This is a genomic window from Psychrobacter sp. 72-O-c, from assembly GCF_904846605.1.
Classification (GTDB): Bacteria; Pseudomonadota; Gammaproteobacteria; order Pseudomonadales; family Moraxellaceae; genus Psychrobacter.
On sequence record NZ_CAJHBI010000009.1, the window covers coordinates 38,560 to 64,463 of the forward strand.

Below are 25,904 nucleotides of genomic sequence, written 5' to 3' on the forward strand. Positions count from 1 at the left end.
TTTTTTGAAGGCTATTTTTTCAAGGCTGTTGTTATGCTAACTACCAACCAGACTGTGAAAGGAACCGCTGCTGCGTCGACTGCCAATTTTTTATTCTCATTATTGTTTTTGTTTGGGCTATTTTTGCACCCGCTATCGGGTACGCAAGTGGCATCATGGCGCGTGGTGATGATGCTGTTTAGTCTGGTGTTGTTGGTGAGCCTAGTAAAGCAGTGGCAGCATGTTTTTGATTATCTAAAGACCTTAAAAACTCGAAAAGAATGGCTGCTATTTATATTACCCACCCCGATTTTAGGGGGGCAAATTTGGCTGTTTATGTGGGGGCCGGTTAACGGCTTAGGCCTCGATGTGACCTTGGGTTATTTCTTATACCCATTAGTGATGATACTGGTCGGTCGCTTCTTTTATCATGAGTATGTCAGTAAATTGCAGTGGGTTGCGACTTTATGCGCGGCGGTTGGTATTGCTTATGAAGTGTGGCAATTTGGGTCACTATCGTGGGCAACCTTGTTTGTGTGCCTGGGCTATCCTCCTTATTATCTATTGCGGCGTAAGTTGGCAGTCCCGCCTATTACTGGTTTACTGTCGGATTTGACTTTATTATTACCCTTGGTTTTAGTGGTGCTTTATACCAGTGGTGGCTTTGATTTGGCGGTATCGACCAGTAAGCTATGGTATTTGTTGCCGCTGTTGGGTATTATTAGCACGGCGGCGATGTCACTGACCATGATTGCCAGTCGTAAGCTGCCGGTCTCACTATTTGGCACCTTATCCTATCTTGAACCTATTTTTTTACTTGTTTTTTCTTTAACGTTTTTGAATCAAGGTATCGAAGAGGCTGGCTCATTATTTATGTATGCGATGATTTTTGTCGCGCTATTTATTATGATTATGGATAGTACGCTTGGCTACGTAGGCCGCCGGCGTGATAACCGCTTACATGGTTATAGGGAGCCACAAATTAATAGCTTCCCGCCGCGTCGTCGTATAAAAAATCGCCGTATTAAAGGCGTACTAACCGCGCGTCGGTTTCGCAAAATCAAGCGTTATCAACAGAAAATCGATAAGATGACCAATAAAATTGAACAGCTACATTCAAGATAAGGCTGTTATGGGATTGTATTTCAAACCTGACTAGACAGGCATTGTTTTTGGTAACGGTAAAGCGCGTAGGCTGTGTTAAAGGTAAGTTAAGTACGCTATTATTAATAACAAGTGTATATCACTATGTTTGACTCACGATAATTTATTATTAGGATGGTCTATGTTACATCTTCATCATTTAGAAAATTCGCGTTCATTTCGTATTGTATGGTTATTAGAAGAGTTGAATGTGGACTATCAATTGACCTGTTATGAGCGCACCAAAGCTTATCTTGCGCCAGATAGCCTAAAGAAAATCCATCCATTAGGTCACGCCCCAATATTAGAAGTGGACGATCGCGTGCTAGTCGAGTCCGGCTTTATCATTGAGTACTTGCTCAGACACTATGATAAAGAACAGTTGCTTAAGCCCTCTGGTGATAATGAAGCGGCGTGGGAAGCCTACACTTTTTGGCTGCATTTTTGTGAAGCGTCGATAATGCCGCCATTAGTTATGCGTTTGGTGTTTACTAAAGTGGTGGAAAGGTCGCCAATGCTAGTCAAACCCATCAGCAAGAATATCCAAAAGCAGGTCGAAAGCAGTATGATTGAGGACAGTATTACCAACATATTGGCCATGATGGAGCAACAGCTACAAGACAATCATTGGTTCGCAGGTGAAGCTTTTAGTGCCGCAGATATTCAGATGTACTTTGCGGTGGTCGCAGCCAAATCACGTACAGGATTAAGCGACGGCAAATATGCTAATGTATTAAATTGGCTCAAACGCTGTCAGGAACGTGACGCCTTTAAACGCGCTGAAGAAAAGGGTGGTCGTATTCAGTTTTAGCTACAGAAGATGCTGCGTTTGATGTTTTTATTTAGCATTGACTATACTCAATAACGAATCAATAACGAATCAATAGCAAATTAATAGCAAATTAATAGACAAAGTCTTGATAAGGTAACGTGATGACAGACCCCAATAACTTGGACACCAAGACGGCTCATACTAAGGTCGAAAGCCGTACAGAGCCAGCCATAGATCCGCAGCAGGTGTCGATCAAAGCATGGTCACAAAAACTGCTGGTCGTTTTATTATGTGTGGCAAGTTTTTATGGCGGCTGGAAGTCATATGAGTCGAGCATGGTTAATCAATGCTTTGCTAGCGGTGGCCAAATCGTTGAAGGTGATAAGACCATCTTATGTGAATTATCATAGATTATGTGTTTTATGAACAAGGTGTGTTTTATGAAAGATAAGCCATGCTACGGCTAACCTTTTTAGGCACATCAGCGGGCGTACCCACTAAGCAGCGCAACGTTACCGCGCTGGCTATTGAGTGCCTAAACTCGTATGCCTCAGGTAGTAAGCAGCAAACTGGCAAGTCACGCCCTTGGCTTTTGATTGACTGTGGCGAAGGTACTCAGCAGCAGCTATTACATACCAAGTTATCGCTACATCAACTGACCGTTATCTGCATTACCCATGTGCATGGCGATCATTGCTATGGGCTACCTGGTTTACTTGCTAGTATGGCTATGTCAGGACGTACTGCACCGCTCACTCTTATCGCACCACAAGCTATCGCTACGCTGCTTGATGCTTTTATTTTAACCACCGAATTATACCTTCCCTTCGTCATTAACTTCATGGCGATTGAGGAGGTCTTGTCCCAGAAAAATGGCAAAATCAATTTGCATTTAGACAGTCAGCAGCAGCATCAGTATGAGGTTAGCATTGATATCACACCGTTATCACATCGGGTTGCTTCACATGCGTTTGGCGTGACTCAAACTATCAATCACCGTATATTGGATACGGATAAGCTTGAAGCAGCAGGTATTCCAGCAAGTGCACTTTGGGGTAAACTGCAACGAGGCAAAGACGTCTGTACAGAAAATGGGCAGTTATTGCTTTCGGCAGATTATGTTCACGATGAGCAGCAACGTACTAGAATCGTCGTGGCAGGAGATAATGACACGCCAAGTTTACTTTCGAATACACTACACGATGCCGACTTATTAGTACATGAAGCGACTTATACCGCGGAAGTGTTGGCTAACATTCAAACTAAAAATCCAAACTTCGATCCGATGCACAGTAGCGCCCAACAAGTCGGCAAATTCGCGCAAGATATCGGACTCAATAATTTAATCCTGACTCACTTTAGCGCTCGCTATCAAGGCTTTGATAATCCAAGCAGCCTCAAGCCTAATATGGGTCATATTCGCTTGGATGCAGAAAGTGCGTATAAAGGTAATTTGTGGCTAGCAGCGGATTTTGCCCAGTATATGATTAATGGAGGAGCAGAAGTAGATGAGCAGTCAGATAGCCGCGTACAGTATTTAGGCTCTATATATAGTCAATTGAAGATAAAGTAGTCACAGATATGACAACGTGCTACTGGTACAAATTTTACTCGCTTGCTGTGTGGCTGCGCCACTCCAGAGGCTTCGAAAAATTTCTCCTAATAGCACTGCATTCTTTCTAAAGTGAATCTGCTATATAACGATGAAGCGCGGCAATGAGTCGTAATTTTTGAATAAAGCTTTGGAGCGTGTCATTAATTAGCCTATGCACTCATTTTAAGTCTCATAATCTAATTGACGACCCGCGTTAGCAATTTGTATTGAATATTTTAAAACTCATTATCCGCAGCTTTTAACTGTGCTTTTCCTATCCAATATCGGCTAAATTGATACGCTATACGCCCCGAACGTCCACCACGCTCTGATGCCCATCGTAGCGCATCGGCTCTGATATCTTCAGCCATTTCGTTATTATCAACCTCAGTGCCAATGTCAGTATCAATACTATTATCAACAACGCTATCTGTTATTTGCGCTTGTTGTAAGCTTAAATAATGCTGAACGATTTGCAAATAGGTCTGCTGATTCATCGGATGAAACGACAACCATATGCCAAAGCGGTCAGATAGGGATACGGTCTCGTCAATGGTCTCATAAGGATTGACCTCATCGGTCTGCCCATCATAAATATTGACGTTATCTTTCATCAACTGTGGCAATAAATGACGGCGGTTACTAGTAGCATAAACCAATAGCTTGTCTTGTTCGGAGTCTAGCGAGCCATCAAGGACGCTCTTTAAAGTACGGTAGCTCTCATCTTGACCGTTAAATGACAAGTCATCACAGTACACCACATAGCGACAATTACAGTCAGCAGGTAAGGCGTTGATGGCCACGCGAATCTTATCTAGCACGAGTAAGTCATCACGGGCAATCTCAATAATGCGCAGCCCTTCGCTATGATAGGCTTGGAGCAGTGCGCGAATCAGAGATGATTTACCTGCGCCGCGTGTACCAGTCATTAACACGTGATTGGCTGGATAGCCTTTTAGGAACTGCCGCGTGTTCTGTACCAGCTTCGATTTTTGCGTATCGATACCGTGTAAATCGTCTAAGCTCAAAAACAAATTGACCACCAATGGCTCTAAGTGACCAGTACGCCCACCAACCCAGCGATAGGCCAGCTGCTCAGGATCAATCTCAATAGTTGGGGTCACTTGCTGCTGTAAATACTGGCTGAGTAAATCTAGCAGTGGATCGGGTAGGGCGTAAGGGAGTGATGACTTAGATGACTCAGATGAGGAAGACATAATTACTCTATTATTAATAAAAAGATAAATGCTATGTTTAATAGTTCGGTAGCGGCTTTATAAGGGTTTGACTGTACCATGAAAAATAGTGCCAGTAATTCGTCCATAACACAAGCCTCTAGCGCTCAACAGGTTTTAAAACAACAATCCACCCCTCTATTGACGGCATTGACTGCTGTGCTGGCAACGTTAGGTTATGTTGAGGTATGTCACCAGCGTATTAGTCAGCAAGGAAACGCTAAAACCAATAGCTATCAAGGCTTAACGCGAGCACAACATTCACAGTTTGGTAGCGTTATGATTAAGTGGCAACTTAACTCTGATAGTAACCGTGATCCATTTGATAATCTTGATTATGAAATTGCTGTCTCGACTGCCTTAAACAAATCAAAACTAATTCAAGCTCAAAAAAAAGCCGAATCTATATTAGTTATAGCGCCGCTAGTCTTGGCTTATGATACTTTGCAAATCGAAGTCTTTAAGCAGAATCAGCAACTCACTATCCTAGTTATGCCTTATTATAAAAATGGCAACTTGGCGCATTTTTTACGGCAGCCATTAACAGACCAGCAAAAATATCAACTTATTGTTCAGGTCGCACACCTTATAACCAATCTTCACGATAGTGGCTGGCTACATAACGATATAAAACCTAGCAATATTTTGCTCAGTGAGCATCAAATATATTCTGCTGACAGTGAAATCGTAACGCCTAGTTTATTACTGACCGATTTTGCTCTAGCTGAACGCTTTGTTGAAGGCTCTGATAGAGGCGTTAATAAATGCTTTGATCAAGAGTACTCAATAGATGCTGCTGGTACGCCGGCTTATCTCGCACCTGAACGCTGGCAAGGGCAGGGCGCAACCCAGCAAAGCAATATCTATGCGTTTGGGATAATGGTTTATGAAATACTGATAGGCATGCGACCGTTTAATATATCAAAGCAAAGTAGTGAGCCATTAAGAGATTGGGCGATTGAGCATTGCCAAAAACCAATTCCAATTCCAATATTACCGAAGGAATATCATAATTATCAAGATATTGTTAAAAAGCTACTGGCGAAACGGGTGGAAAGGCGTTGTAAAAATATGGAAGAGGTTTTGAGAGATTTGGACAAATTGTAAGCTATAAATAGTATAGTTATTGCAAAATGCCAGCTCACTTGAGTGACTGGCATCTTTAAGTACTTGCCTCTAACATCCGTATTTAAAATAGACCTTTAACAATAAAAATCTAACCACAACGCTTAGCGTAATGCAGGAAAGCGTTGGATCATAAATATCATGAGTAGCAGCGCCACACTAGCGAAGGCAGCACCCACGAATCCCACGCTCGACAGCGAGATATGGGTGACGGCATAGCCTCCGAGCAGAGCACCGGCACCAATGCCTAAATTAATCATACCAGAGAACATCGACATCACTACGTCTTGAGCCTTTTCATCAATTATAATGACCTTAGCTTGGGTGCAGATTACAAGCAGCATGAGCGCGGCTCCCCAGAGTAAGGTAATCACACTCAGCGACCATATAGATTTAACCGCCAACAACAGCGTGGCCATAGACAGTAACATCAGTACTGTAGATACCAACATTAGCTTCGTACTGGATTTATCACCCCAACGACTGAATATCACACTGCCAATCAGCCCAGCGCCACCGAATAGTAGCAGCACGAAGGTGACCAAGTTTTCGCTGATTGAGCCGACCTGACGCATGTAGGGTTCGATATAAGAGTAAGCGGCGTAGTGGGCCGTAAAGACCACAAAGCAGAACAAATACAGGCAGACCAATAATGGATTTTTAAGTAATTCTGGTACTTTTTTGACCGACCCATCAAACATACTTGGCAGGGTTGGCAATAGCTTTGCTTGTAGAACAAAAACTACAAAAGCAATCACACCAATGCCACCAAACGTGGTTCGCCAGCCAAACCATTGACCCACCAATCGTCCTATAGGAACACCCAGCACCATCGCCAATGAGGTACCTGTAGCAAGTACACTAAGCGCTAGCGCCTTTTTACCTTCAGGGGCCACCCGCAGTATTATCGCCGCTGTAATTGACCAAAATATCGCATGCGATAAAGCAATCCCGACTCGGCTCATCAGCAGTACTTGAAAACTCCACGCAAAAACGGACAGTACATGGCTGGCAATAAATACCACGAAAACGGCCAGTAGCAACCGTTTGCGCTCCAATTTACCGGTCAATAACATCAGCGGTAACGACATGGCAGCGACGATCCAGGCATAAAGCGTCAACATCCAACCCGTTTCTGCCGTGGTGATTGAAAAATCTTGGGCAATATCACTCAACAGCGCCACAGGGACGAATTCTGTGGTATTCACCACGAACGCACTGATGCCCATTAAGATCACTCTAAAATACTGAGTCCGCAGAGAGTCTGTGCCCGCTTCGAGATTGTGTTTCATAAAATCCAATAAAAGATTAATAGTAGAAAGGAGAGAGGTAACATGCGAATTAGTATGTTCAGAAGATTTATTTATCAAATAACAGACACAAAAAAACCTGCTTAATAGCAGGTTTAATTTGATATGTATTTGAGACAAACGTTTAATTAGATAAACTTAAGTCACTATCGAAAAATGGTGGGGCTGGAGAGACTCGAACTCTCTTTGATGTAAATCAATACAAACCCATCACAATTAAAATAAGTAAAATCAAAACCTTATGATTCTACGTCTCGATTGATTGTGATAGTTTAACATTAAACTGCGCCAAAAACTGCGTCAATCTTTATCCAGTGCACCCAACACCAACATGCTGAGCAATGACATCCGCAATCTCACGTGCGAGTGGCCATTTTTTGGCTTGATAAGTTGCCAGCTCGGTCGGATTAGAGATAAAGAATAGCTCTAAAATGATCCCACCATTCCGCACATAGCCAAGGCGTGAGTGTTGGCCACTGTTTTCTGGTTTAAAGCCACCAGCAGAGCCGCGAACTGGGATACCCATCACATCACTAACTGCTTCACAGAGTTTTTGACAGATTGCTTTATCTTTGGGTTGCGCTAGTGCTTCGACGCCGCCGGCGGTTGGGAGGTGAAAGGCATTACAGTGAAACTCAATAGCGACATTGCCTTTTTTGATCAGCTTGATAGCCTGGCGTAGTGATTGATTGTCACTCCCTTTACCGTCTGTGATCGCATCGATGCCCAAATCTTTTAAGCAGTAAGCGACGATATTGCGCATATCAGTAGTGATTTCAGCTTCAGTGACGTTGCCGTTGACTGCGCCGGGGTCGGTATTGCTGTGGCCTGCTGTGATAGTAACTGTGCTCATAGATTTATCCTTTTTCAGACATTAAAAAAGCCTCTGAATAGAGGCTGTGATTAATGTCGATTGTTATTTGTCTGCGAGTCGTAGCGCCCAATGCAGTGCGTTGAGTGCTGCTAAGCCGCGTCGATAATACTTTGGTTCGACATATGGCTGGATAACCTCGCTGTTCTGTACTGCGATACTAGTTAGGTTCTTTGCTAGTTTGATAAATTTTCTTCTCATGATTTATTCCCTTTGATTACTTGCCGAAGATGGCAAAAGCGGCGTCTTTAACCTCTTTGATGATTGCTGATGCTGGCTTACCTTGCATGAGAGCGACAGCTTGATAGACAATACCTATGGCTAACATGCCAAACACTGCCCACATGAGCATGATTGCGCCTTGCGTCATTGGGCTATAATCTTGCCACCCATAAATTTCGATGTGTGCTTGACCACCGAATAAACTAATCGTTACAGCAATTGTAAACTTAACGATAACTGATATATTGACTTGTATTTTACCGTCCTTGCCGATGTCGCCGCTTAGCATTAAGCCAAAAACAGCGCCGATAACAGCAGCAAAGACTTTTGGCAGAAACGCCAGCAGCTTTAATATAATAACGTCAATAAATGGTGTGTTATTTGGCATACATCTCCTTAATTTTGGCAATAAAAAAGCACCGATTAAGGTGCTGTATTAATAATCCACTATTTATATATTACTTATAGTTATACTTATCAGTAATAACCAATTTTTTCTAGTATCCCGTGACGTCTATTATTAAAACGTACAAACCCCATGCTGGAACAATATCACCATTACTATCATTACTGACTTCAACGGCTGCTTCTAATGCGTAAGTATCTCCTCTTTTTGCTAAAGCTATAGTCATCAAATCAGAGTTTTTATTCCACGCTGGAAATTGGATTGTTAGTGCTGCAACATTCTTCCCAATGTAATTTTTTGACCAGCAGGTATTCCTACCGTTTACGGTGGTTAGCTCAGGCCTAATATCAGAGAACTTAACAACGTCCAGTATCTTTAACGCCTTTTGGTTGCTTGTGTAAACTAAAGAACCTGATTCCCCGAAAACCTCTAAACCGTAGTTATCAGTAGAATTGGCGGGGATGTTATAGTCAAACCTTATGACTTCGCCTTGGCCTATACCTACGTGAGCATAAGGCTCGTTATCTACTGGGTCATCTAACCAGTAAAAAGCGCCCCCTTGTTTTGTTAATAACGTATGTCCATCATACGGTCTAGTAGCAAATACATGCTTATTTGAAAATTGACCGTACTGCCTTCCTGAACCGTTGGGGTTATTGTGGTCAAGTTTATCTCTAAACACAAATAAAGGTGCTTTGTCCAATACTTGTTTACTACCGTTGTCATTTACAACCTCAAATCCTGTGCTCATTTAATATACCCCCACGTATAAACTACGTTTAAAAGATGACCTTGTGTTAGTTACTGTACACTTATTGCCTGAAAACTCCACCTTAACTTGGCTATCTTCATATCGCATACTAGGACTCGCGATGAAAAAGGGTGTTTCTGTTGCAAATAAATCACTATAGAAAACCACAACATTTGGATCATAATCAAACTTGCCAAATATTTTTACTGTACCTGAATTAGTATCTAATACGTTGATACCATTTTCATCGAAAACCTGTAACCCTTTTGGCATATCTTTCTCCTTACCAAATAACTTTCTAAAAAATCTCTTAATCATACTTAGAAAATTATTTACCATAGTCCTAATCTCACTCTTAGTGTGTTGTTATCATCGTAAACACTTAGTAAACTGTCTTGTATCTCAAGTCTTGCGCCTGTTTGAGCTGACTTAAAATGTCCGATTGTGGCTGACAATGCGTCTAATGAGCCTATGGTTGCCGTATCGATACTAATAAGACCTATTGACGCTTTTGGTGCGTAAAAGTTACGAGTATAAACTCCAGCTGCCACCGTCACACCGTCGATTACTTGCGGTGTGCTTAGTACCATTAAAGGACTTACACCGTCATCGACGCCATTAGCAGGTGCGGATATTGTGAACCTATCGGCTCGAACATCAAACGCGCTAAAGTTATTCTTTTGAACAACAAGACCATAACCTGCAATTTTACCCCCTGCATCAATCTTGATAGTGTGCTGCGCTTTTACATCTGTCTCAGTAGCTACCAGCGAGTCAAGCACTACCTTTTCAGCATTCAACTGTCCAACTTGGTCAGCGATAACGGCTTTCTGCGCTGTTAAGTCAGCCTTCGCAGCGTTTATATCTGCTATCAGACTGTCGTACTCAGCTTTTAATGCTGTGTCAGGCGTAGAGTTGCGCTTAGCGGTTAAGTCAGCGACCTTGCTTGTGTAGTCATTGATCTGAGTCGTTAAGGCTGTTGATTGTGCGTTTAGATTAGTGACGTCTTTATCCAAACGAGCTTTAGCAATCTCATTCTTTAACTTCTCAGCGTTACCTACAGCCGATATAGTTTCGATGGCTGTTTGCTGACCGTCAATAACGCCTTGCATGCTTGAAAAGCTACCTGCAATAGAGCCAAAATCTGTGCTAAATGCCCCGCTGCCTTCGACTAATGAAGCTAGATTTTCGCCTACTGACGATTGAAGCTCGGTAACTTTAGCGGCCAATCCGGTGCCTGGAGTAGTGATAGCAAGATCCAAGTCTTGTATTAATGCGATGTTGCCTTGTGTCTCTGCTTTGAGTTGAGTAAAGCTAGTAGCAAAAGCAGCGTCATTGGTGGCTAGCGTCTCAAGCTCTTGACGTAAAGCGGCATTGCTATCATTAAACTCAGACTGCAAGTTGGTGACACGCTCGTTAGCGGCGTAGTTATCACGCGCCACAGTCTTGGCATATGTCCACTGCTGACTACTGCTAGCGTCTACATGGCGAGTTTTGTCTGCATAACGTGGCTTGTAGTCAAGAATAACACCTTGCAACGTTTCGTATTGCACGCCAAGCTCGTTATTAATCTCGATTTGCTCATCGAGTATCGTAATGATCTTGTCGCTTGCAATATTAGCTTTATCTAGCGCTTGGTTGGCAGTGTTTTGAGCGTTATCACTAACGAGTTTGGCGGCATTAACAATAGCAGTGTTAAGATCAGCGCGCTTTAAAAACAGATCATCAAACTTGCCATTAAAAGCAGTTCTGATAATAACGCTAGTCGTGCTCATATCAGCCAGTTTCGGTGTAATATAACTCACTAAAGCATTATAAGCAGCTGTATAAGCTATAGATGAAACGTCATACTTTGTAGCGCGAGCTAGCAGATCGGTATTAACTCGCTGCATCTCGTCGAATATTAATTTGACCTGTTTTTTCTCGACCGCTGTTAGCTTGTTGTCTGCTGCGATTTCTGTTAAAGATGATAGTGCGGCGGTTGCTGACTGCTGCGCGGCTATCGCTTTATCGTCTGCTGTTTTGGCGTTTGCTTTTGCAGTGTTAGCGGTACTTTGTGCAGCTACTGCTTTGTCATCAGCGTCTTTCGCGGCGGCCATTGCTTCGCTAGCGGCTTGAGCGGCATCCGTTGCGGCTTTGTCAGTCACAACTACCCATGTATTGCCGTCCCAGCGTTTTGGTGTATTTTTGCCTCCTGTTGTGTCGATCCATAGGTTTTGTGGGAGTTGACGCGCGGCGGAAGGGGTTTGCCATTGATAAATAACCTCACCCTTGTTTCCTGCGGCGGTGGCGGCGTTGCTAGCAGCTGTTGCGGCTGCGTCAGCGGCTCTTTGAGCGTCATCGGCTTGTTGCTTAGTCTCGATGATGTCTTGTATGCGGGTGGCAGTTTCAGCTGATAACTCACGCTCAACTACTTCTATTTTGTCAATTTTTGAGGTTAAGATGCCGTTAAGACTACCTTCGTTAATTTCTCCCTCAATTAAATCAAGCACTTTATCAGCACTGTTATCAGTCGTAGCAGTAACCCAAGCTGACCACGCGCTTTTGTTGCCGAGCTTATCGACTAAACGTGCTTTATATGACTGCGATAGACCGCCCTGTAAGCCACTAATGGTGTGCGTATTAGTAGGGTAGCTTGCTTGTGTTAATGCTGCCACGTTGACATCAGGCGCACTACCAACTTGTATCTCGGTGTAGTCACTATCGCCACTACCTTGACCAAATCCCCATTTCAACTCCATACCAAATAACACACCAGTAGCAGTCAAGCTAACAATAACGGGCGGCACTCCCACTTTGCCTTCGATAGCCGTTAGCATAGATGTGACAGGTTTTGAGATAGCATCAAACGCGCTAACTGCTCTGACGCGCGCTACGTAATTACCGCTATAAACTCCGTCAATTTCTACTGATATATTGCCTGTGCGTGGTACTGTAACCCAGTCGCCATCGTCTTTGCGCCATTCCACATCATAAGCAACCGCCTCTTTTACTTGTGCCCACGTTATGATTAGCGTGGTAACGGTTAAGCCTTGAGCGACACGATGACGACTATCAAGCGCGACCGTTTCCGGTGCTGCGATAATATAAGGGTTGTTGGTAGGTACGACTGGACGCTGCTCAATAATTGTGCCGTTGTCAATTTGCGCGTACATGCTAGGGTCATATTGCATTGCAGTGTAATTGTACTGAGTAGCATCTTCGTTTTGCGTGACCGACATAACGATAAATGGCATTGTTGGCATCTCAGCCGTATTGACCGCCCAGACGTTTTGACTAGCGACTGGATCAAAAGCAAGTGCGACAGTAATAGCGCGACCATTGATAGCGGTAATCACACGCTCTTGCGCTTTGCCGGACTCAAGATTAACAATGAGTTTATCGCCAACGGTAGCAGGAACATTGTCACGGTCAACGGTAATTACTTTACGATTGGCACTGACAGACGATATGCGGCCACCATTATTGGCACCAGTAAACATCATATCCGCAATGTCTAAGCGGCTGCCAACAACAGGTAGCGAGCCATCTAAACCCATTGCAAAACTAACGGTTTGAGTGCGGTTAATCTCAGCGAGTAAAGCAGCTAAACCCATGCGATAGGCTTGCCCTTCGCTTGTGCAGCCGACAGCCGATAAGTCGAGTAGGTTAATCCCAAATTCGGCAATGGCTTGCTCATTGCGTACCATCACATATTCAGTTTCATAAGCATTGGCAGGGTTTGACCATGCCACCTTTGCAATCGTATGTCTATCGCTTGCGGCGCTGCCTGTTTTGACGAACGCGCCATTGATAACGTTGGCACGAGTAATCACATACTCAGCATCACGAGCCGTATCAGCATCGACTACGATTTGTGAGCCATTCCAAAAGCTCATGCCTCTAAATATACCTGCGACATGCTGCAAGACTTGATAAGCATCCTCAGTTTTTTGCAAATATAGATTGCAGGTAAAGCGCGGCTCAGTACCGCCTTTTCCATCATTTACTGGTTCATCACAAACTCTTGCGATATGCTCAAGCGCCCACTTATTAATCATAAACGGCTGTATTTTATCGCCTAAGCCATAACGCTTATTGGTAATTAAGTCGTAGTAATGCCAAGCCGGATTGGTGGTATAACCTTGCTTAAATGTACCGTCCCAAATACCAGTGCTAGTACGAGTTGCAGTGTCATAGTTGCTAGGCACTTGCACATAAACGCCCTGCATATCAACCGATAGCTTAGGGATATTACTAAACGTCTTAGCGTCAAACGATAAATAGAGTAATGCGCTGCAAGGATAGCGTAATTTTGCGTCAATAATCTCAGCAATGCTATCAACCTGCATGCCGTTAAATAACAGCTCATTGTCACCGTCAGCCGTAATTTTACGCACACGAATTTGCCAATTATTTTGAGCGTCTGGTAATTTAACATTGTAAGTCTTTTGGTAGCGACCACTGGTTTTAGCAGTCAATGACGTATTAAGCATCGTTACATAGCCGTTGCCGTCTGTCTGTACATCTATCGCATAAGCGACAGTAGTGCCGACTACATCGCCTTTATCGGTGACGTTTTTGAGCAGTGGAAATGAGATGTTGACGTTGATGCTAGATAGCTGGGTATTGGTAATGCTGCGAATATAAGGCGTATCGCTAGAGAGTTGGACGTTAATGCCAACCTCGTTGCTTGCGCTCGGCATACCTGCGATATGAGTTTGGTCAACTGTGCCGTGGCGAATCTCCCACTCGACATTCTCAAAGTTTGGATTGCCGCTATCATCAACTAAAGGCGTACCCTCAAGCATGATACTAGCTGCGCCATTCGCTAGACCTTTGACTTCACCAGCTGATAATAGATATAGTGCTTTTAGGCGGCTAATTGACGCAATAGTGTCGTCAGCGATAGACGGACGGCTAGGCTGTTTTTGACCTGCTTTTCGGCCTTCGATAACTACTGACATTATGTATCCTCATTGACTATCTGTAAGCTGATAATGTGACCGCCGATATGACGACGACCTAATAGCAAGGGCTGCACGTTACCTTGAGCGGTTGTCGTGACTGCGCCACCAAAAGCGTAACTCGCTTTGTTGCCCGACTCATCTTGTTGCTCAATGTTAGGGGTCGGCATAAGCAGGGTTGCAGCACCGCCGATCATCAAACCAACACCTGGAGCTATCAGTCCTTGTGCGCCTGGCACAAAAATACCAACGCCTACCAATACAGCGCCCGCAATAACTTGCAGCCAACCACCAGCATCACCACCCGCACCGACAATTTCGGGCACAATGCGGATCACTTGAGCGCCTGTATTATGCTCGATCTGACTGTCAGCAATATTATCGTCGTCATTAAATACCGCAAAAAATAACCCGTCTTTATGCGCGTTTGCCATAAATTGCTTAAAGCCTTTAATTTGATAGCTCAATGCCTCACAAGCTTCGCGTGGGCTAGCAACGTCTAGCTCAAAAGACTTGCCAAACATTTCAGCGAGTACGCCACTCAATTCAATACGTCTTAGCATTTATGACCTCGCATAAAAAACCCCACAATTAAGTGGGCGGTGGGTTGTTTTTATTGTTACATCAGTGATTTATGGCGCACAATAATAGCTTTGCGCTCTTGCCAAATATTGCCATATATCTCGCGTCTTGACCTTCGCAAGTATGGATGATGCAACACTAAGTGATTGTTAATCACACGCTCTGATTGCTCACTGGTTAAGCTGCTATCATCGCCGAGGTAGATAAGCGCATGATTGACATGGTGTGTCGGCTGAACACGGCACAAAATAACATCATGTCGCTGCAAACTACCGACTTGTACAAAGCCTTGAGATTCAAAGTTAGCGACATATAAATCATCACTGTCGGCTGACTCCCACCATAAATCTGTCCTCTCAAAGTTGTCAATATCAATGCCAAGCTCACGGCTGTAGTAGTCACGGACTATACTAAAGCAATCTAAAACACCGTGAATGTACTCACGATTAATTAGCGGCGCTTGATAGCCTTTATCTTTATGGACTTTAATGTCAGTCTCAGGATAGGCCACGATAACCCACGGTAGATTATGTTTGCTCATTTGCAGCTTGTCGAATGTCGAGGGATTTGATGAGCCGTCTGGGTGACTATGGACGATAGCTTCTATCTTACCTAGTTTCTCAGCGCGGACTAAATCACGCGGATCAATCTTAAACTCGCTATCGTTATCCGCTATGTTACGACACTCAACATACTCACGATTGACTAAAAAGCCGCAACACTCACGCGGATAGCAAGCGGCGGCATGATTAAGCATCGCTTCTTTGGTTGCTTTTAAAATATACATAGTAGCGCCTTAGTTAAGATTAGAGGCCGGATAGCCGCCAAACCCTAAAGGTTCGTTTTCGCCAAATCGCTTTTTGCAGTCTGACAGTCTACCGCCGCACCGATCAAACGCAGGGTTATCAGTTCGCTCACCGTCTTTGGTGAACATAGCTGTACCGGTATAGCCACAATACTCGCTACGATACTGACCTCGTACTGCCCATGTGCAATAAGACGTGATATTGATAGTCGGTATTTTGATGCGTTGAGCCGCTAACGGGCTTGCTAATTCAAAGGTTACGGTATCAAACTGTTCTTCTGTTTTTTGCTCAATCGTCCAGTATTCGCTAGTAAACTCATTAGGATTAGCGGTTGGATTGCCTTCGGTGAAGTTTGCGGCGTCGAGATATTTAGCAAGTAAGCGCGTGACTTTTAAGGTCGCCCCGGCAAAGTCTTTGTATAGAGCGCACATAATAGTTACAGCGCCCACAGTGCCATCAATCTCGTTTGCTATAACTAGGGTGGGTGATGACGGACGACCATCACCGCGCACTTCTAATCCGTCAGATTGTATCGCTACTGGTGTATAAGACTGACCCTGCCAGATAATATCGCGTCTTATTGTCTCGCCTTTACCTGTATTTGTTACATGATATTGACTGTCAGCAAACTCATCTTTGCTAGCGAATTTAAACAAGTATTCCCATTCCTCATAAGATTGATGGCCGTGCCATCGAAGTAAGCTGCCGCCTAGTTTAGTTGCGTCCAACTCATAAAGCGTAACAAGACCCGTAACGCTAAGTTTTTGTAAGTCTGAGCTAAGCATTGTCGCTCCTAAATTTTAAAGTAGTAGTGCTTGAGCCCACATCGCGTCTAGCTGCTCATTAGTTAAACCAAGCATCGCGCCCATATAAGCCACGCTTTCACTTGTACGCTCAAAGATAGTCGCTTCGTTGTACTCAATTTCAATACGAGCTTTTAATGCCCCATCCTCTATGCCCGATATAGCTGTCTCAATGGCACTGAGTAAGTCATTTTTCATCAAGACCAGCTTAAACTGCCTGCGAGTTAGCGCCCGTAAATGCTTACTTGTGTCAGTAGCTAAGCCGAGGGCTGATTTTTGCTCGCGTCCCCATTGTCTACAATCTTCTACATAATCAGCATAAACGCTAAATGTCTCTGACGATGAGTTGCGTATCTCTTTTAGTTCGTCCGACAAGCTATAACGCTCTGCAATCTTTGCTTTGACTCTATTGTTGATGAGCTGTACGTGCGTAGAGTTAGTTTTGATTAGCTCAAGAAAGTGATCAGTCATTACGACCGTCTCTATAGTGCTCACAATCTCATTTGGCTGGCTCTCTGGCAGCTCCAAGCCGTCAGGAACGCTAACATACGTCACCCCAGCGATTGTACATAACTCCGTTGCCGACTCTGGGATCTCTAACTGTTTTGTGATGTTTCTTGTGATAAATTTTTGGTAGCTCACAATATAAGCCATAGTTTTCTTGCTCCGCATAAGTTAGTAGGTGTTGCAGTGATCGCGTTTTTGATGCATGTGCTAGATGTGAGATAAAAGAGTCGAGCTTGTTTTTTCTGACTGCCTTTCTTGATTTGTACAAACTGTATTTTCTAATGAACCTGCCTGATCGCCACGTCCTATACCCGCAGAAGTTAACGCCCTTTCTCGTATTAGCGATGGTTGATCGTGACAGTGTGAGCTTCAACTCTTCATTAACAAACTTTGTGAGCTTAACCCTGTAATCCAACGCCTCATCCCTAGTCAATCCAAACAATAGGAAGTCATCAACGTACCTGCAATAACCTGCGGCTGGCTTAAGCACGCGAGTAGCATAGTGATCTACTGGGTTCATGTAGATGAGCGCGAACATCTGCGATAGTAAGTTGCCAATCGGTATTCCTGTTGGCTCTGGATAGTCAGCAAACAGCATCATCAAGTCGACCATCTTTTTATCTTTAATCTTCTTCTCTAATAACTGCCTCAATACTGGCCTATCAATACTATAAAAGAACTTTTTGATATCAAGCTGCAATGTATAAGTATCTGGTCCCGCTCTTCTTAATGCGTTTTGTGCGTAGTCAGCAGCAGCGTGTGTGCCCAAGCCGACTCGACAAGCAAATGACTGATCAATAAATGTCTTTTCAAATATCGGCATGAGTGCGTTATATATCGCATACTGAACGACGCAATCTCTAAATGCCGGTGCATAAATGTCCCTGATTTTGGGTTCATAAACGATAAACTTAAAATAGGGCCGTGGTTTGTAAGTACCAGCTTCTAACTCTTCTTGTAGCGATGCTAGTTCTCGGCCTAAGCTTTTCTCAAATTGAAAGCAACCTCTTCTACCGCCTTTGCTTTTCTTGGCACCCAAAAAGCCTTGCCATAGATTCTCTAATGAAACAACTGAGCTATATAAATCACCCACTCTCTTCATAAACATCCTTAAAAGAACGCGCCTGACTTTCGGTTGCCCTACTAGAAATGCGCGCTTACTCCGATTTCGCGTAACGCAGGAAAACGTCTCCCTTGGCACCAGACGACAACTTGTCGCTTGAGGTGATGCCGAGTCCGCCCGGACGCCGATGTTGTTGTTGCTATTCGTCCGAGAATTGTTGCTATTGACGATCCAGACGCCAGCGTTCGTACTGTTGTTCCAGTTGCCGCCCACCAGCGCACATATTAAGACGCCTCCCTTTTTTGAACCTTGCTTGCTACATAACTGACTTTATCCAGCCACCGATAATCTTACCGATCTCATCAATATTCACTGATATAGATAAATACCTTTTAGCGTTTAGCTTTTGCACTGATATCTTCTCAGTTTTTGGATGGCCGAAGTAGGACAGCTCAAACGCCAGTCTTACCTGCATCCTTAGTTGCTCATGCTTAATATCTAAGTTAGTGAGCGTTGTCTTTTTGTGATATCTCTTTTGCGCTTCGACGATGTAATCATACATCTCATAAGCAGTGGTCCTTATTCTTAACGCCAAGCCGTGCTTCTCGTGACTTGGGAAGTGATTTAGATATATATTCAATAGCTGCATCGTTTGTATAAACTTCCTATCTAAATTTGACTCGCTATCTACTGCCATAATTTATTAATCCCCTCGCTATCGCTCAGTCAAACAAAATACAAGGCCGCCCGGACGCCGCGGCTGTTGTTGCTATTCGACCGAGAATTGAGGCCAGTGACGATCCAGATGCCAGCGATCGTACTGCTGCTCCAGGTGCCGCCCACCAGCGCACACAGGTCCTCAACTCGATTGTCATAGAATCGATCATTACCGAATGCATTAGTGCCATCTGAGCCGCCGAGCATAGGTATGCCTGCGCAAGATGCTGCCCATGCCAAGCCGCTGTTGGCGCTTGAGAATACCTGTTTAGTTGTAGAGCCAATAGCAAAGTTCCGACTTTCGCCCGTTAACTCCCCATAACTTGCGCCCAGAGAGTCATAACTCGCTGTCATTGCTGCGGTGCCCCACGCATCAGTAGCGAGTGTAGCACCGCTTGTGAGCGCTGCGGCCTTGGTGGTGGTTTTTAAGGTATAGAAATTGCCATCGGTTTGCGTGAGTCCCAGAGCGACTTCGTACATATTGCCGTTCAGATCCGCAACTCCGCTTGCTTGGCCGTTGTGCGTGGTTTTTGCAAACGGCTGACCTGACCCTGTTTTTCCAGCTGATGAATATCCCGTTTCTTCGTAGACTACGCTTGTGTCGTTAACGTCACGTAGCGCGTTATTGTTACATCCTTTGGGGAAGTTGTTGACGCCGCTAGCATCGTACCAAGCGCAGGCTGCTGAGCTAGTTGAAGCTTGGGCATGGGCCATGCTAAGTAATGACAGTGCGCGCTGAATAAAGATGGTAGTCGGAAAGAAGTTTGCCCCGCGGGTTTTAACAGCGTCAATAGATCCCGCTAGGTTGTTGCCCGCTGACCCAGTTAGGCCGCTGAAGGGTGCGTTAGAACCACTTGATGATAATGGAATACCGTTTTTTACTGAGCTAGCAGTACCGTCATTATTGCTACACTGGAATTTATCAACAAAGAAGCCGTCTTGCAGTCTTCCGTCGTCATAGAAAGCGCGATGGACTGCGTAGCCCTCTAGCTTGGCAGCTGCTACGGATGCGAAGTAATCTTTTGGTTTAACATCGCAAGCATTGACGCCATATTTGGCATAGTTTGGGCTACTGCCATTGCCCCATCGGTAGTAAAACATGGGTACATAGCACATTACTGATCCGTCACTGTACCTGTAATTCCCATAATTCTCATGGCCACGAATATTGGTGCCGACCATTGGGTACATACCCGGAGGCAGGGCGTCTGTCACGCCCGTGCCAAATCCTAGTTCGCCTGCCACGCCGATATCAGTAAGTTCGGGTGATAGGTTGTCAGATATGCGTTTTAACTCTCCATCAATATCGATGAAGTTGTCGCGGGTTTTGAGCCACATGGTGTGCTCATCATCCCCTGTCTTGTCTTCTGGTACACCATTACCGGGGTCGGGTAGTCTTAGCGACATGGGTTTGCTCCTTTAAACGCTCATAAATTGCTCAAAATTGAGCGTGATTTGCCAAAAGTTACCTTGCCGCTGCGGCGTAGATGCTCCAGCGCAAGTGTATTGTTTAGTATTTCCGTGCGGGTCAGTCCATAAGAAGGGTTTGACGCCTGCGTGATCATCAAGAAACGCTTCGATGGGCTTGATGACCGTTTCCAAGTCGCCGGTCTTAGTGCCTGACCAGTTCTTAATTTTGTTATTAATACCCGTTGATGTGTGCTGCGCGTAGCCGTCGCCTAACTGGGTTTTATTGACGCGGTACTGAGTATCAGCAGCTGCGCCCATATCCATTTGCCAACGGAAAGTCTTGATTGTCATATGAGTGCTCACTAAAAAGCCCACTGCGATAGTGGGCTTTTGATTGATGGGTGATGTTGAAGCAACTAACGTCGCGCATATTTTTTATCTAGCATGCCATTTGGCCGTGTCATCTTGATGATCTCACTACTAATGACCGCCGCAAGACCTTTCCCAATTTGCTTGCCGTAAGCATCGTTTGACTCAACGGATGACTTGCCGTCCATTGTCACTTGGACACTGACGTTGATATTAGGGGTGTTGTTGCTTGAACGATCATAAGTACCGTTGTGCATGGCTTCCAGTTCGGGGCGGTACTTGCGGGTGGTTGGGGCGTTGGCGACGAACTCTTCTTTATGCACCAATCCGGCAACATCTGATGTACCCCCATTGCCAGTATAACCGCCTGACTTAAAGCCTTTTGGGTTTATCGCTTGGATAGCAGCAGGGATGATACCAGTTTCCAATGTAGCAATAGCGACCGCTGGTATATTAGCGGGGAAGGGTGCTGATGCCCATGCTTTAGCGATAGTAGCAAAACTAGCCGATTGAGCGCTCGCAAAATCATAGGCCTTTTGCACCAAGAACATCGCTTTGTAGCCCTTGCTTGTCTCGCCCAGTGCCATGCCGAGCATAGCAGTAATTGAGCCAACTGTTTGCGCTTGCTTTTGCATCTCTAAATCTTTGATGCTTTGATTAAAGCCCTCGGTCAGCGTCAATCTAGCTTGTTCAGCTTGTGCTGTCTTATCAGTATGCATTTGCTCAAACCGATCAACGATAGCCATCTTATTGGTATAAGCGAGCGTTAGTTTCTCAGCTTCCGTCTGTGGGCCATTGACCTCTAAACCGCCAAAGGCATCAGCGGCGCTTGTTTGATCGGTTTGAAACTGCGTAGCGCGGTCTTTAATTTCAGCACTTATTTTGGCGCGATCCTGAACTTCACGCTTCATCTGCTCAAACTTTTCAACCTCAGCGCGATAACCTTGAATCATGCTGTCAGCGATGCCGGCATACTTGCCTTGTGCGACATCAAAGTCAAACTCAGCAAGTGGGTCGCCCTTGGTGCCGAATAGCGCAATGTCTTTTTTAAGCTCGTCCCACTGGTTGACAAATCCATCATAGATTCGTTTGGCCATATCAGCAGCAGCTTGTACGGCTTTTGGGGTGGTTTTGATGATGCCGACGGCCATGCCTTGCGCAGTTTGCTCCCCAACTGTTTTCATAACACGAGATGGCGAACGAATGTTAAGAACGCTCTTAGCCTTAGCAACTGCATTTGATGCCATGTTACCGATAGCGCTCACGACACTGCTTGCACCGTTTTTAATACCGTTAATTAAGCCATCTACAATCTGCTTACCGATGGTTAGCATCTTGCTGGGTAGTGCCTTTAGTGTTGTCGATATACTGTTGCCAATATTAACAAAAGCTGTCCTAGTCCTGGATACTGCGTTATCCCAAGATGCTTGCATTGAATTGACTGCTGATTTAACAGCATTGCTTATCTTGTCAAATTCAGCTTTTAAACCTGCACTGATAGCTGCCCAGTTTTTAACAACGAGATAACCGCCTGCTGCGATTAAAGCAATGGCAGCTACTACCGCAAGTATAGGACTAGTCAATACCGCTAGTGCTGCGTTAAATGTCCAAGTAGCGGCTGCTGCTATACCTGCTGCCACTGACCAACCAGCAGTTGCTACAGTCATTACGCCTGCTTGTACAGCGGCTAGTGCTGCTTGTATTTTTAACAGTATCAAAGGCGCGTTAGCCGCAATCAAAGCAACCGAAAGCGCAGTGACTGACACCCCAAGCGCAATAAATGCGGGCTGATTATCATTAACGACCTGTTTAATCTCATCCCAGTTTTGATAGACAAGAACGCCAGCCGCAAGTAATATGCCTAAACCTAAGATCGTTAAACCCATTGGGCTAGCCAACGCGGTGTGCGCAATCTTTAATCCATCGATTGCTGTCTTTGCTGCGCTCACACCATCAGCAAATAGTTTCAAGCTGACGATAGCGCCCAAAAGAGCCCCGCCAACCAGTGTGACTTGCTGAATCAATTCAGGATTAGCAGACGCCCATGTTCCGATGGTTGCGGCCATAGGTGTCATGTTTAGTAGCAATTCATTTAATGCCGGTATAAAGGCATCACCAACACTAGCAGCCACACCATCTATATTATTTTTAAGCAAGACCATTTTATTGGCAGTTGTTGCGCTGATTTTCTTAAACTCAATATCCATTGAGCCAAAGTAATCTTTGGTTGTGTTGACCGTTTCCCCTAGCATTGCCCAGTTATTTTCTAGTACGCCCACACTACCTGCGAGCAGGGTTATATCATCCCCGAACTCTTTACCAATAATAAGTGCGTTTGTACCGATGCGCTTAGATTGGTCTAGCTGATTGATAGCCTCAAGATAAGTAGTAATTGCTTGCTTACCATCGGTTGCGACTAATTTACTAAAGTCGTCAATATTCAAGCCTAGTTGCTCAAACCCGATAAGCTGTGACTTAGTGGCATTGTCTAGCGTAGAAAATGACGTTAGTAATGAGTTGACTGCAGTAGAGGCAACCTCGGCAGGTTTACCCATAGCAATCAATGCACCTGTTAATCCTAGCGTTGCGTCCTCTGATAAGCCAAAGACTTTAGCGACACCGCCGACACGTTGTAATGAGTCGATGAGCTGTGCAGCGGTGGCAGGAGTGTTGTTTGATAGCGTATTAATCGCATCGCCAAGCCTATCAATATTTGCAATCGGTATCTGAAACACATTAGCGATTTTTGCCATACTGTCAGCAACTTGCTGCGCTGGTTGGTCAAAAGCCACACCCATCTTTGCCATGACTTCGGTAAAGTGAACCAGATCTTTTTCTGCAATACCTAGCTGTCCACCTGTGGCGGTTACGGCTGCCAGTTCCTCAAACGTTTGAGGAATCTGTGTGCTTAATGCTTGCAGCTCTTTACGCATATTTGCCAAGCCATTGCTTGATGTAAACTCTACGGTCTTATCAATCTCAGCCATTGAAGTCTCAAATGACATGGCGGTCTTTATTGATAATGCACCCATACCAGCAAGCGCCACACCAACACCCAGCGCCATCTTGGCAGCGTTGGTGCTGATATCGCTGAACGCTGACTTGCTATTTTTACGCGCTTTACGTAGCTCGTTATTATAGTTGGCTGTGTTCGCCTCCATGATTACCTGAATTCTACTCAGCACCGAAGCCATGACATCCTCCTATGGTTTATTTGCAGTTTTTTGCGCATTGACTTTCGATGCAAAGAAGTCTCTTAGCTCGGCGACTTGGTTGCGTGCCTTAGCCCTAGCGACGTTTAGTCTTTCTTGTTCTTTTTGCTCAGGCGTCAGCAGGCTATAGTCGTATAGCATGAAGTCGTCCAAGCTTCTCTTTTCTTTCCCTGCATAGTTTTGCCTACGCAGAGAAGCAAACTGCATATCTAAGAATTTCCCACCGAACGGCTCTACGTATAGATAAAAGGCCTGCCACTCAGTCAGCTCACGGGCGCTCATGTTGTTGTCGATCCATTCGACTGTTTTACATAAGTGTGCGGCAAGCCTGAATTTAAATATCCGTAGAGGGTGGGCTATTAGTTTTTTGCGGCGTCTTCTTTACCTTCAGGTTGTAGTGCGTTTAGTTTGCTTGAGAAGTCATACACCTTGGACACAATAGCGGCTGGGAAGCTTTTGACCAGCTCGATATCGTCATCATTGAATTCTAGTACGCCATCGGCATCACAGACTGAGTAGACAAAGATAGTGGCTCGCACACCCTTGGTCTCTACCTCTTTCTGCATCAGGTGTTCCAGCCCCTCACGCTCGGCAGCAGTCATTTCCTTGATAAATACTTCACCCAGCTCGGGAATATCCAGTGGCTTGACGGTGGTCTTTAACTTGATAAAGTCCGCTTTGCTTAGTACTTTTTTAGAGGCTTTCTGGGTCATTTCATTGCTCGCTTATTATTTATAAACAAAGAAAAAGCGTAGAGCTGTTTAGTGCTTTACGCCTTTCGCTTAGGGGTTTTGGTGGTTGATTTTACTTACTAAGGGGTTTGGGTGATCTCAGAGCTAATGACCAGCACGCCCTCAACTTTGAGCATGTCTTTTTGTTCTGCCATGAGAGTGAACTCTTTAATCATACCGTCGAACACATAGCCTTCGCTGGCGGCGGCAGGATCAATAAATTCAATCTTATTTTTAATGACCGTAGAGTTGTTGTAGGCCGCTTTTAATTCCATGTGTTGCGGATCGGTCGGGACGTAATACAAAGTAAATGGAATCTCTGATGTTTCTCTAAAGTTAGGCACTGCATTGACAGTAGAGATTGCATCGGTGGGCGTGACATCGACGACGAGCTTAGTCAGCTTGGGCATTTCCATTTCATTCAAAAACTCTACTTGATTAAAAGTAGGGATATCATCAGTTGCGATACTCCAGGTAAACTGTACATTCACTAAGTTATCAGCTGAAATAGCCATAATCATCACTCTCTCTTATTGGTGGTCGGTGTGGGGTTGTTTAATTGGTTTGCCAGATATGGCACTCGATGCTTTGTCTGTATAACCCAGCATCCTCATCATGGAGGTATTTACGGCTATCGTAGTAAAACGGCTTTACCGTGTCTTTCAGGATTTTGATCATCTGATTGGTGATGTCTTCACAGCTGTCATAGTCATTGTGATAAACATCCAGCTGCATATAAGCCAATTCGCGGCCTGTGTAGCCTGCTATCACGTTGGTAGCATTGGCATTCATTACGGTATAGACCAGATAAGGCGTCCCTTTTTCGCCTTCAGGTCTGACTAGCGGCCAGACGTTGCTATTAAATAAAACGCTGAGGGTGCTATAAATTGTTTCACTGGCTTTCATGGGTTATTCCTTTTTAGCCAATCATTAATTTATCGATTTCGATTTTCCATTTTTCTTTAAACTTGCCGACGCCTTCCTCGTACTTGCTATCTGCTGCTGGTCGCAGAAATGGCGTGGCGGACATCTGACTAGTGCCGTTCTCTATGAAGTACCAGTAATACGCTTTGCCCGCGACATAGATGCCAACAGCCGGTTTTTGTGTATACCTCAGTTGCTTTGACCGGATATTCTTTTTAAGTAGCCCCGTTCTCTCTGGAGCCTTAGCTTTAGCTTCTTTTTTGATAGGTTGGATGCCAGCATTAAGTGCTTTCATCATGACCTTACGCTTGGAGGTGTCTATAAGCCTGTCAAACTGTTTGTCCAGCTCATCAAGCCCCTCTATTCGGAACTCTGCACTCATGATGATTCCTTACTTTGGATAATAAAAACCCCATCGGATGACGG

The 25,904-nt window shown here is 44.6% G+C and carries 27 protein-coding genes; 5 read left to right on the top strand and 22 right to left on the bottom strand.

What is annotated here, in order from left to right:
• Window positions 1–33: 33 nt before the first annotated feature.
• From rarD to JMX97_RS04610, 4 genes are all read left to right on the top strand, one after another.
• Entirely contained in the window at window positions 34–1,104 is a 1,071-nt protein-coding gene (gene rarD, locus JMX97_RS04595; protein WP_201555759.1) for an EamA family transporter RarD, read from the top strand.
• Between the two features lie 160 nt (window positions 1,105–1,264).
• Entirely contained in the window at window positions 1,265–1,933 is a 669-nt protein-coding gene (locus JMX97_RS04600) for a glutathione S-transferase (RefSeq protein ID WP_201555760.1), read from the top strand.
• Between the two features lie 122 nt (window positions 1,934–2,055).
• On the top strand, window positions 2,056–2,304 hold the full coding sequence (locus JMX97_RS04605; RefSeq protein ID WP_201555761.1) for a hypothetical protein: 249 nt from the start codon (window positions 2,056–2,058) through the stop codon (window positions 2,302–2,304).
• 44 nt (window positions 2,305–2,348) lie between these two features.
• Window positions 2,349–3,467: a ribonuclease Z gene (locus tag JMX97_RS04610; protein ID WP_201555762.1), complete on the top strand. Its 1,119-nt coding sequence runs from the start codon at window positions 2,349–2,351 to the stop codon at window positions 3,465–3,467.
• Window positions 3,468–3,724: 257 nt separating this feature from the next.
• Here JMX97_RS04610 and JMX97_RS04615 read toward each other — a convergent pair whose 3' ends face one another.
• Entirely contained in the window at window positions 3,725–4,705 is a 981-nt protein-coding gene (locus tag JMX97_RS04615; protein ID WP_201555763.1) for an ATP-binding protein, read from the bottom strand.
• Window positions 4,706–4,783: 78 nt separating this feature from the next.
• Between JMX97_RS04615 and JMX97_RS04620 the strand changes: the two genes are divergently transcribed.
• Window positions 4,784–5,830: a protein kinase domain-containing protein gene (locus JMX97_RS04620; RefSeq protein ID WP_201555764.1), complete on the top strand. Its 1,047-nt coding sequence runs from the start codon at window positions 4,784–4,786 to the stop codon at window positions 5,828–5,830.
• A gap of 122 nt (window positions 5,831–5,952) precedes the next feature.
• Here JMX97_RS04620 and JMX97_RS04625 read toward each other — a convergent pair whose 3' ends face one another.
• From JMX97_RS04625 to JMX97_RS04725, 21 genes are all read right to left on the bottom strand, one after another.
• Window positions 5,953–7,140 (bottom strand): sugar transporter, encoded by a 1,188-nt coding sequence (locus JMX97_RS04625; RefSeq protein WP_201555765.1) that lies wholly within the window; start codon window positions 7,138–7,140, stop codon window positions 5,953–5,955.
• 325 nt (window positions 7,141–7,465) lie between these two features.
• Window positions 7,466–8,011 (bottom strand): N-acetylmuramoyl-L-alanine amidase, encoded by a 546-nt coding sequence (locus JMX97_RS04630; protein ID WP_201555766.1) that lies wholly within the window; start codon window positions 8,009–8,011, stop codon window positions 7,466–7,468.
• Between the two features lie 63 nt (window positions 8,012–8,074).
• Complete coding sequence (locus JMX97_RS04635) at window positions 8,075–8,230, bottom strand: hypothetical protein (protein ID WP_201555767.1); 156 nt, start codon at window positions 8,228–8,230, stop codon at window positions 8,075–8,077.
• Window positions 8,231–8,246: 16 nt separating this feature from the next.
• A complete protein-coding gene (locus JMX97_RS04640; RefSeq protein ID WP_201555768.1) occupies window positions 8,247–8,639 on the bottom strand; it encodes a hypothetical protein in 393 nt (130 codons plus the stop codon).
• 109 nt (window positions 8,640–8,748) lie between these two features.
• On the bottom strand, window positions 8,749–9,408 hold the full coding sequence (locus tag JMX97_RS04645; RefSeq protein ID WP_201555769.1) for a hypothetical protein: 660 nt from the start codon (window positions 9,406–9,408) through the stop codon (window positions 8,749–8,751).
• A complete protein-coding gene (locus tag JMX97_RS04650; protein ID WP_201555770.1) occupies window positions 9,409–9,681 on the bottom strand; it encodes a hypothetical protein in 273 nt (90 codons plus the stop codon).
• A 59-nt stretch (window positions 9,682–9,740) separates the two neighbouring features.
• Window positions 9,741–14,354 (bottom strand): phage tail protein, encoded by a 4,614-nt coding sequence (locus tag JMX97_RS04655; protein ID WP_201555771.1) that lies wholly within the window; start codon window positions 14,352–14,354, stop codon window positions 9,741–9,743.
• Window positions 14,354–14,917, bottom strand: coding sequence for a tail assembly protein (locus tag JMX97_RS04660; RefSeq protein WP_201555772.1), 564 nt, complete (start codon window positions 14,915–14,917; stop codon window positions 14,354–14,356). Before JMX97_RS04660 ends, JMX97_RS04655 begins: the two co-directional genes overlap by 1 nt.
• Window positions 14,918–14,973: 56 nt before the next feature.
• Window positions 14,974–15,723 carry a C40 family peptidase gene (locus tag JMX97_RS04665; protein WP_201555773.1) on the bottom strand — a complete coding sequence of 250 codons (750 nt, stop codon included), beginning with the start codon at window positions 15,721–15,723 and terminating at the stop codon, window positions 14,974–14,976.
• A 9-nt stretch (window positions 15,724–15,732) separates the two neighbouring features.
• Window positions 15,733–16,527, bottom strand: coding sequence for a phage minor tail protein L (locus JMX97_RS04670; protein ID WP_201555774.1), 795 nt, complete (start codon window positions 16,525–16,527; stop codon window positions 15,733–15,735).
• Window positions 16,528–16,542: 15 nt separating this feature from the next.
• A complete protein-coding gene (locus JMX97_RS04675) occupies window positions 16,543–17,016 on the bottom strand; it encodes a hypothetical protein (RefSeq protein ID WP_201555775.1) in 474 nt (157 codons plus the stop codon).
• Between the two features lie 70 nt (window positions 17,017–17,086).
• The gene (locus JMX97_RS04680) at window positions 17,087–18,154 is read right to left on the bottom strand and encodes a reverse transcriptase domain-containing protein (protein ID WP_227671455.1); all 1,068 of its coding nucleotides are present in this window, start codon (window positions 18,152–18,154) and stop codon (window positions 17,087–17,089) included.
• A gap of 277 nt (window positions 18,155–18,431) precedes the next feature.
• The gene (locus JMX97_RS04685) at window positions 18,432–18,812 is read right to left on the bottom strand and encodes a four helix bundle protein (RefSeq protein ID WP_201555777.1); all 381 of its coding nucleotides are present in this window, start codon (window positions 18,810–18,812) and stop codon (window positions 18,432–18,434) included.
• Between the two features lie 29 nt (window positions 18,813–18,841).
• A complete protein-coding gene (locus JMX97_RS04690) occupies window positions 18,842–20,239 on the bottom strand; it encodes a hypothetical protein (protein WP_201555778.1) in 1,398 nt (465 codons plus the stop codon).
• A 12-nt stretch (window positions 20,240–20,251) separates the two neighbouring features.
• A complete protein-coding gene (locus tag JMX97_RS04695; RefSeq protein ID WP_201555779.1) occupies window positions 20,252–20,593 on the bottom strand; it encodes a phage tail protein in 342 nt (113 codons plus the stop codon).
• A 65-nt stretch (window positions 20,594–20,658) separates the two neighbouring features.
• A complete protein-coding gene (locus JMX97_RS04700) occupies window positions 20,659–23,805 on the bottom strand; it encodes a phage tail tape measure protein (RefSeq protein ID WP_201555780.1) in 3,147 nt (1,048 codons plus the stop codon).
• 9 nt (window positions 23,806–23,814) lie between these two features.
• Window positions 23,815–24,105, bottom strand: coding sequence for a hypothetical protein (locus JMX97_RS04705; RefSeq protein WP_201555781.1), 291 nt, complete (start codon window positions 24,103–24,105; stop codon window positions 23,815–23,817).
• Window positions 24,106–24,182: 77 nt separating this feature from the next.
• Entirely contained in the window at window positions 24,183–24,536 is a 354-nt protein-coding gene (locus tag JMX97_RS04710) for a hypothetical protein (protein ID WP_201555782.1), read from the bottom strand.
• A 98-nt stretch (window positions 24,537–24,634) separates the two neighbouring features.
• Entirely contained in the window at window positions 24,635–25,069 is a 435-nt protein-coding gene (locus tag JMX97_RS04715) for a hypothetical protein (protein ID WP_201555783.1), read from the bottom strand.
• A gap of 40 nt (window positions 25,070–25,109) precedes the next feature.
• Window positions 25,110–25,460 (bottom strand): hypothetical protein, encoded by a 351-nt coding sequence (locus JMX97_RS04720; RefSeq protein ID WP_201555784.1) that lies wholly within the window; start codon window positions 25,458–25,460, stop codon window positions 25,110–25,112.
• A 13-nt stretch (window positions 25,461–25,473) separates the two neighbouring features.
• Complete coding sequence (locus tag JMX97_RS04725; protein WP_201555785.1) at window positions 25,474–25,860, bottom strand: HK97-gp10 family putative phage morphogenesis protein; 387 nt, start codon at window positions 25,858–25,860, stop codon at window positions 25,474–25,476.
• Window positions 25,861–25,904 lie beyond the last annotated feature (44 nt).

What these genes read in the sequence shown, in the direction of transcription:
- JMX97_RS04655 (WP_201555771.1), bottom strand. Translation starts at nt 14,354, where the DNA reads ATGTCAGTAGTTATCGAAGGCCGAAAAGCAGGTCAAAAACAGCCTAGC.
- JMX97_RS04625 (WP_201555765.1), bottom strand. Translation starts at nt 7,140, where the DNA reads ATGAAACACAATCTCGAAGCGGGCACAGACTCTCTGCGGACTCAGTAT.
- JMX97_RS04615 (WP_201555763.1), bottom strand. Translation starts at nt 4,705, where the DNA reads ATGTCTTCCTCATCTGAGTCATCTAAGTCATCACTCCCTTACGCCCTA.
- JMX97_RS04680 (WP_227671455.1), bottom strand. Translation starts at nt 18,154, where the DNA reads ATGAAGAGAGTGGGTGATTTATATAGCTCAGTTGTTTCATTAGAGAAT.
- JMX97_RS04715 (WP_201555783.1), bottom strand. Translation starts at nt 25,069, where the DNA reads ATGGCTATTTCAGCTGATAACTTAGTGAATGTACAGTTTACCTGGAGT.
- JMX97_RS04605 (WP_201555761.1), top strand. Translation starts at nt 2,056, where the DNA reads ATGACAGACCCCAATAACTTGGACACCAAGACGGCTCATACTAAGGTC.
- JMX97_RS04630 (WP_201555766.1), bottom strand. Translation starts at nt 8,011, where the DNA reads ATGAGCACAGTTACTATCACAGCAGGCCACAGCAATACCGACCCCGGC.
- JMX97_RS04720 (WP_201555784.1), bottom strand. Translation starts at nt 25,460, where the DNA reads ATGAAAGCCAGTGAAACAATTTATAGCACCCTCAGCGTTTTATTTAAT.
- JMX97_RS04710 (WP_201555782.1), bottom strand. Translation starts at nt 24,536, where the DNA reads ATGACCCAGAAAGCCTCTAAAAAAGTACTAAGCAAAGCGGACTTTATC.
- JMX97_RS04640 (WP_201555768.1), bottom strand. Translation starts at nt 8,639, where the DNA reads ATGCCAAATAACACACCATTTATTGACGTTATTATATTAAAGCTGCTG.
- JMX97_RS04725 (WP_201555785.1), bottom strand. Translation starts at nt 25,860, where the DNA reads ATGAGTGCAGAGTTCCGAATAGAGGGGCTTGATGAGCTGGACAAACAG.
- JMX97_RS04690 (WP_201555778.1), bottom strand. Translation starts at nt 20,239, where the DNA reads ATGTCGCTAAGACTACCCGACCCCGGTAATGGTGTACCAGAAGACAAG.
- JMX97_RS04610 (WP_201555762.1), top strand. Translation starts at nt 2,349, where the DNA reads ATGCTACGGCTAACCTTTTTAGGCACATCAGCGGGCGTACCCACTAAG.
- JMX97_RS04650 (WP_201555770.1), bottom strand. Translation starts at nt 9,681, where the DNA reads ATGCCAAAAGGGTTACAGGTTTTCGATGAAAATGGTATCAACGTATTA.
- JMX97_RS04645 (WP_201555769.1), bottom strand. Translation starts at nt 9,408, where the DNA reads ATGAGCACAGGATTTGAGGTTGTAAATGACAACGGTAGTAAACAAGTA.
- JMX97_RS04695 (WP_201555779.1), bottom strand. Translation starts at nt 20,593, where the DNA reads ATGACAATCAAGACTTTCCGTTGGCAAATGGATATGGGCGCAGCTGCT.
- rarD (WP_201555759.1), top strand. Translation starts at nt 34, where the DNA reads ATGCTAACTACCAACCAGACTGTGAAAGGAACCGCTGCTGCGTCGACT.
- JMX97_RS04620 (WP_201555764.1), top strand. Translation starts at nt 4,784, where the DNA reads ATGAAAAATAGTGCCAGTAATTCGTCCATAACACAAGCCTCTAGCGCT.
- JMX97_RS04700 (WP_201555780.1), bottom strand. Translation starts at nt 23,805, where the DNA reads ATGGCTTCGGTGCTGAGTAGAATTCAGGTAATCATGGAGGCGAACACA.
- JMX97_RS04660 (WP_201555772.1), bottom strand. Translation starts at nt 14,917, where the DNA reads ATGCTAAGACGTATTGAATTGAGTGGCGTACTCGCTGAAATGTTTGGC.
- JMX97_RS04685 (WP_201555777.1), bottom strand. Translation starts at nt 18,812, where the DNA reads ATGGCAGTAGATAGCGAGTCAAATTTAGATAGGAAGTTTATACAAACG.
- JMX97_RS04600 (WP_201555760.1), top strand. Translation starts at nt 1,265, where the DNA reads ATGTTACATCTTCATCATTTAGAAAATTCGCGTTCATTTCGTATTGTA.
- JMX97_RS04635 (WP_201555767.1), bottom strand. Translation starts at nt 8,230, where the DNA reads ATGAGAAGAAAATTTATCAAACTAGCAAAGAACCTAACTAGTATCGCA.
- JMX97_RS04665 (WP_201555773.1), bottom strand. Translation starts at nt 15,723, where the DNA reads ATGTATATTTTAAAAGCAACCAAAGAAGCGATGCTTAATCATGCCGCC.
- JMX97_RS04670 (WP_201555774.1), bottom strand. Translation starts at nt 16,527, where the DNA reads ATGCTTAGCTCAGACTTACAAAAACTTAGCGTTACGGGTCTTGTTACG.
- JMX97_RS04675 (WP_201555775.1), bottom strand. Translation starts at nt 17,016, where the DNA reads ATGACTGATCACTTTCTTGAGCTAATCAAAACTAACTCTACGCACGTA.
- JMX97_RS04705 (WP_201555781.1), bottom strand. Translation starts at nt 24,105, where the DNA reads ATGAGCGCCCGTGAGCTGACTGAGTGGCAGGCCTTTTATCTATACGTA.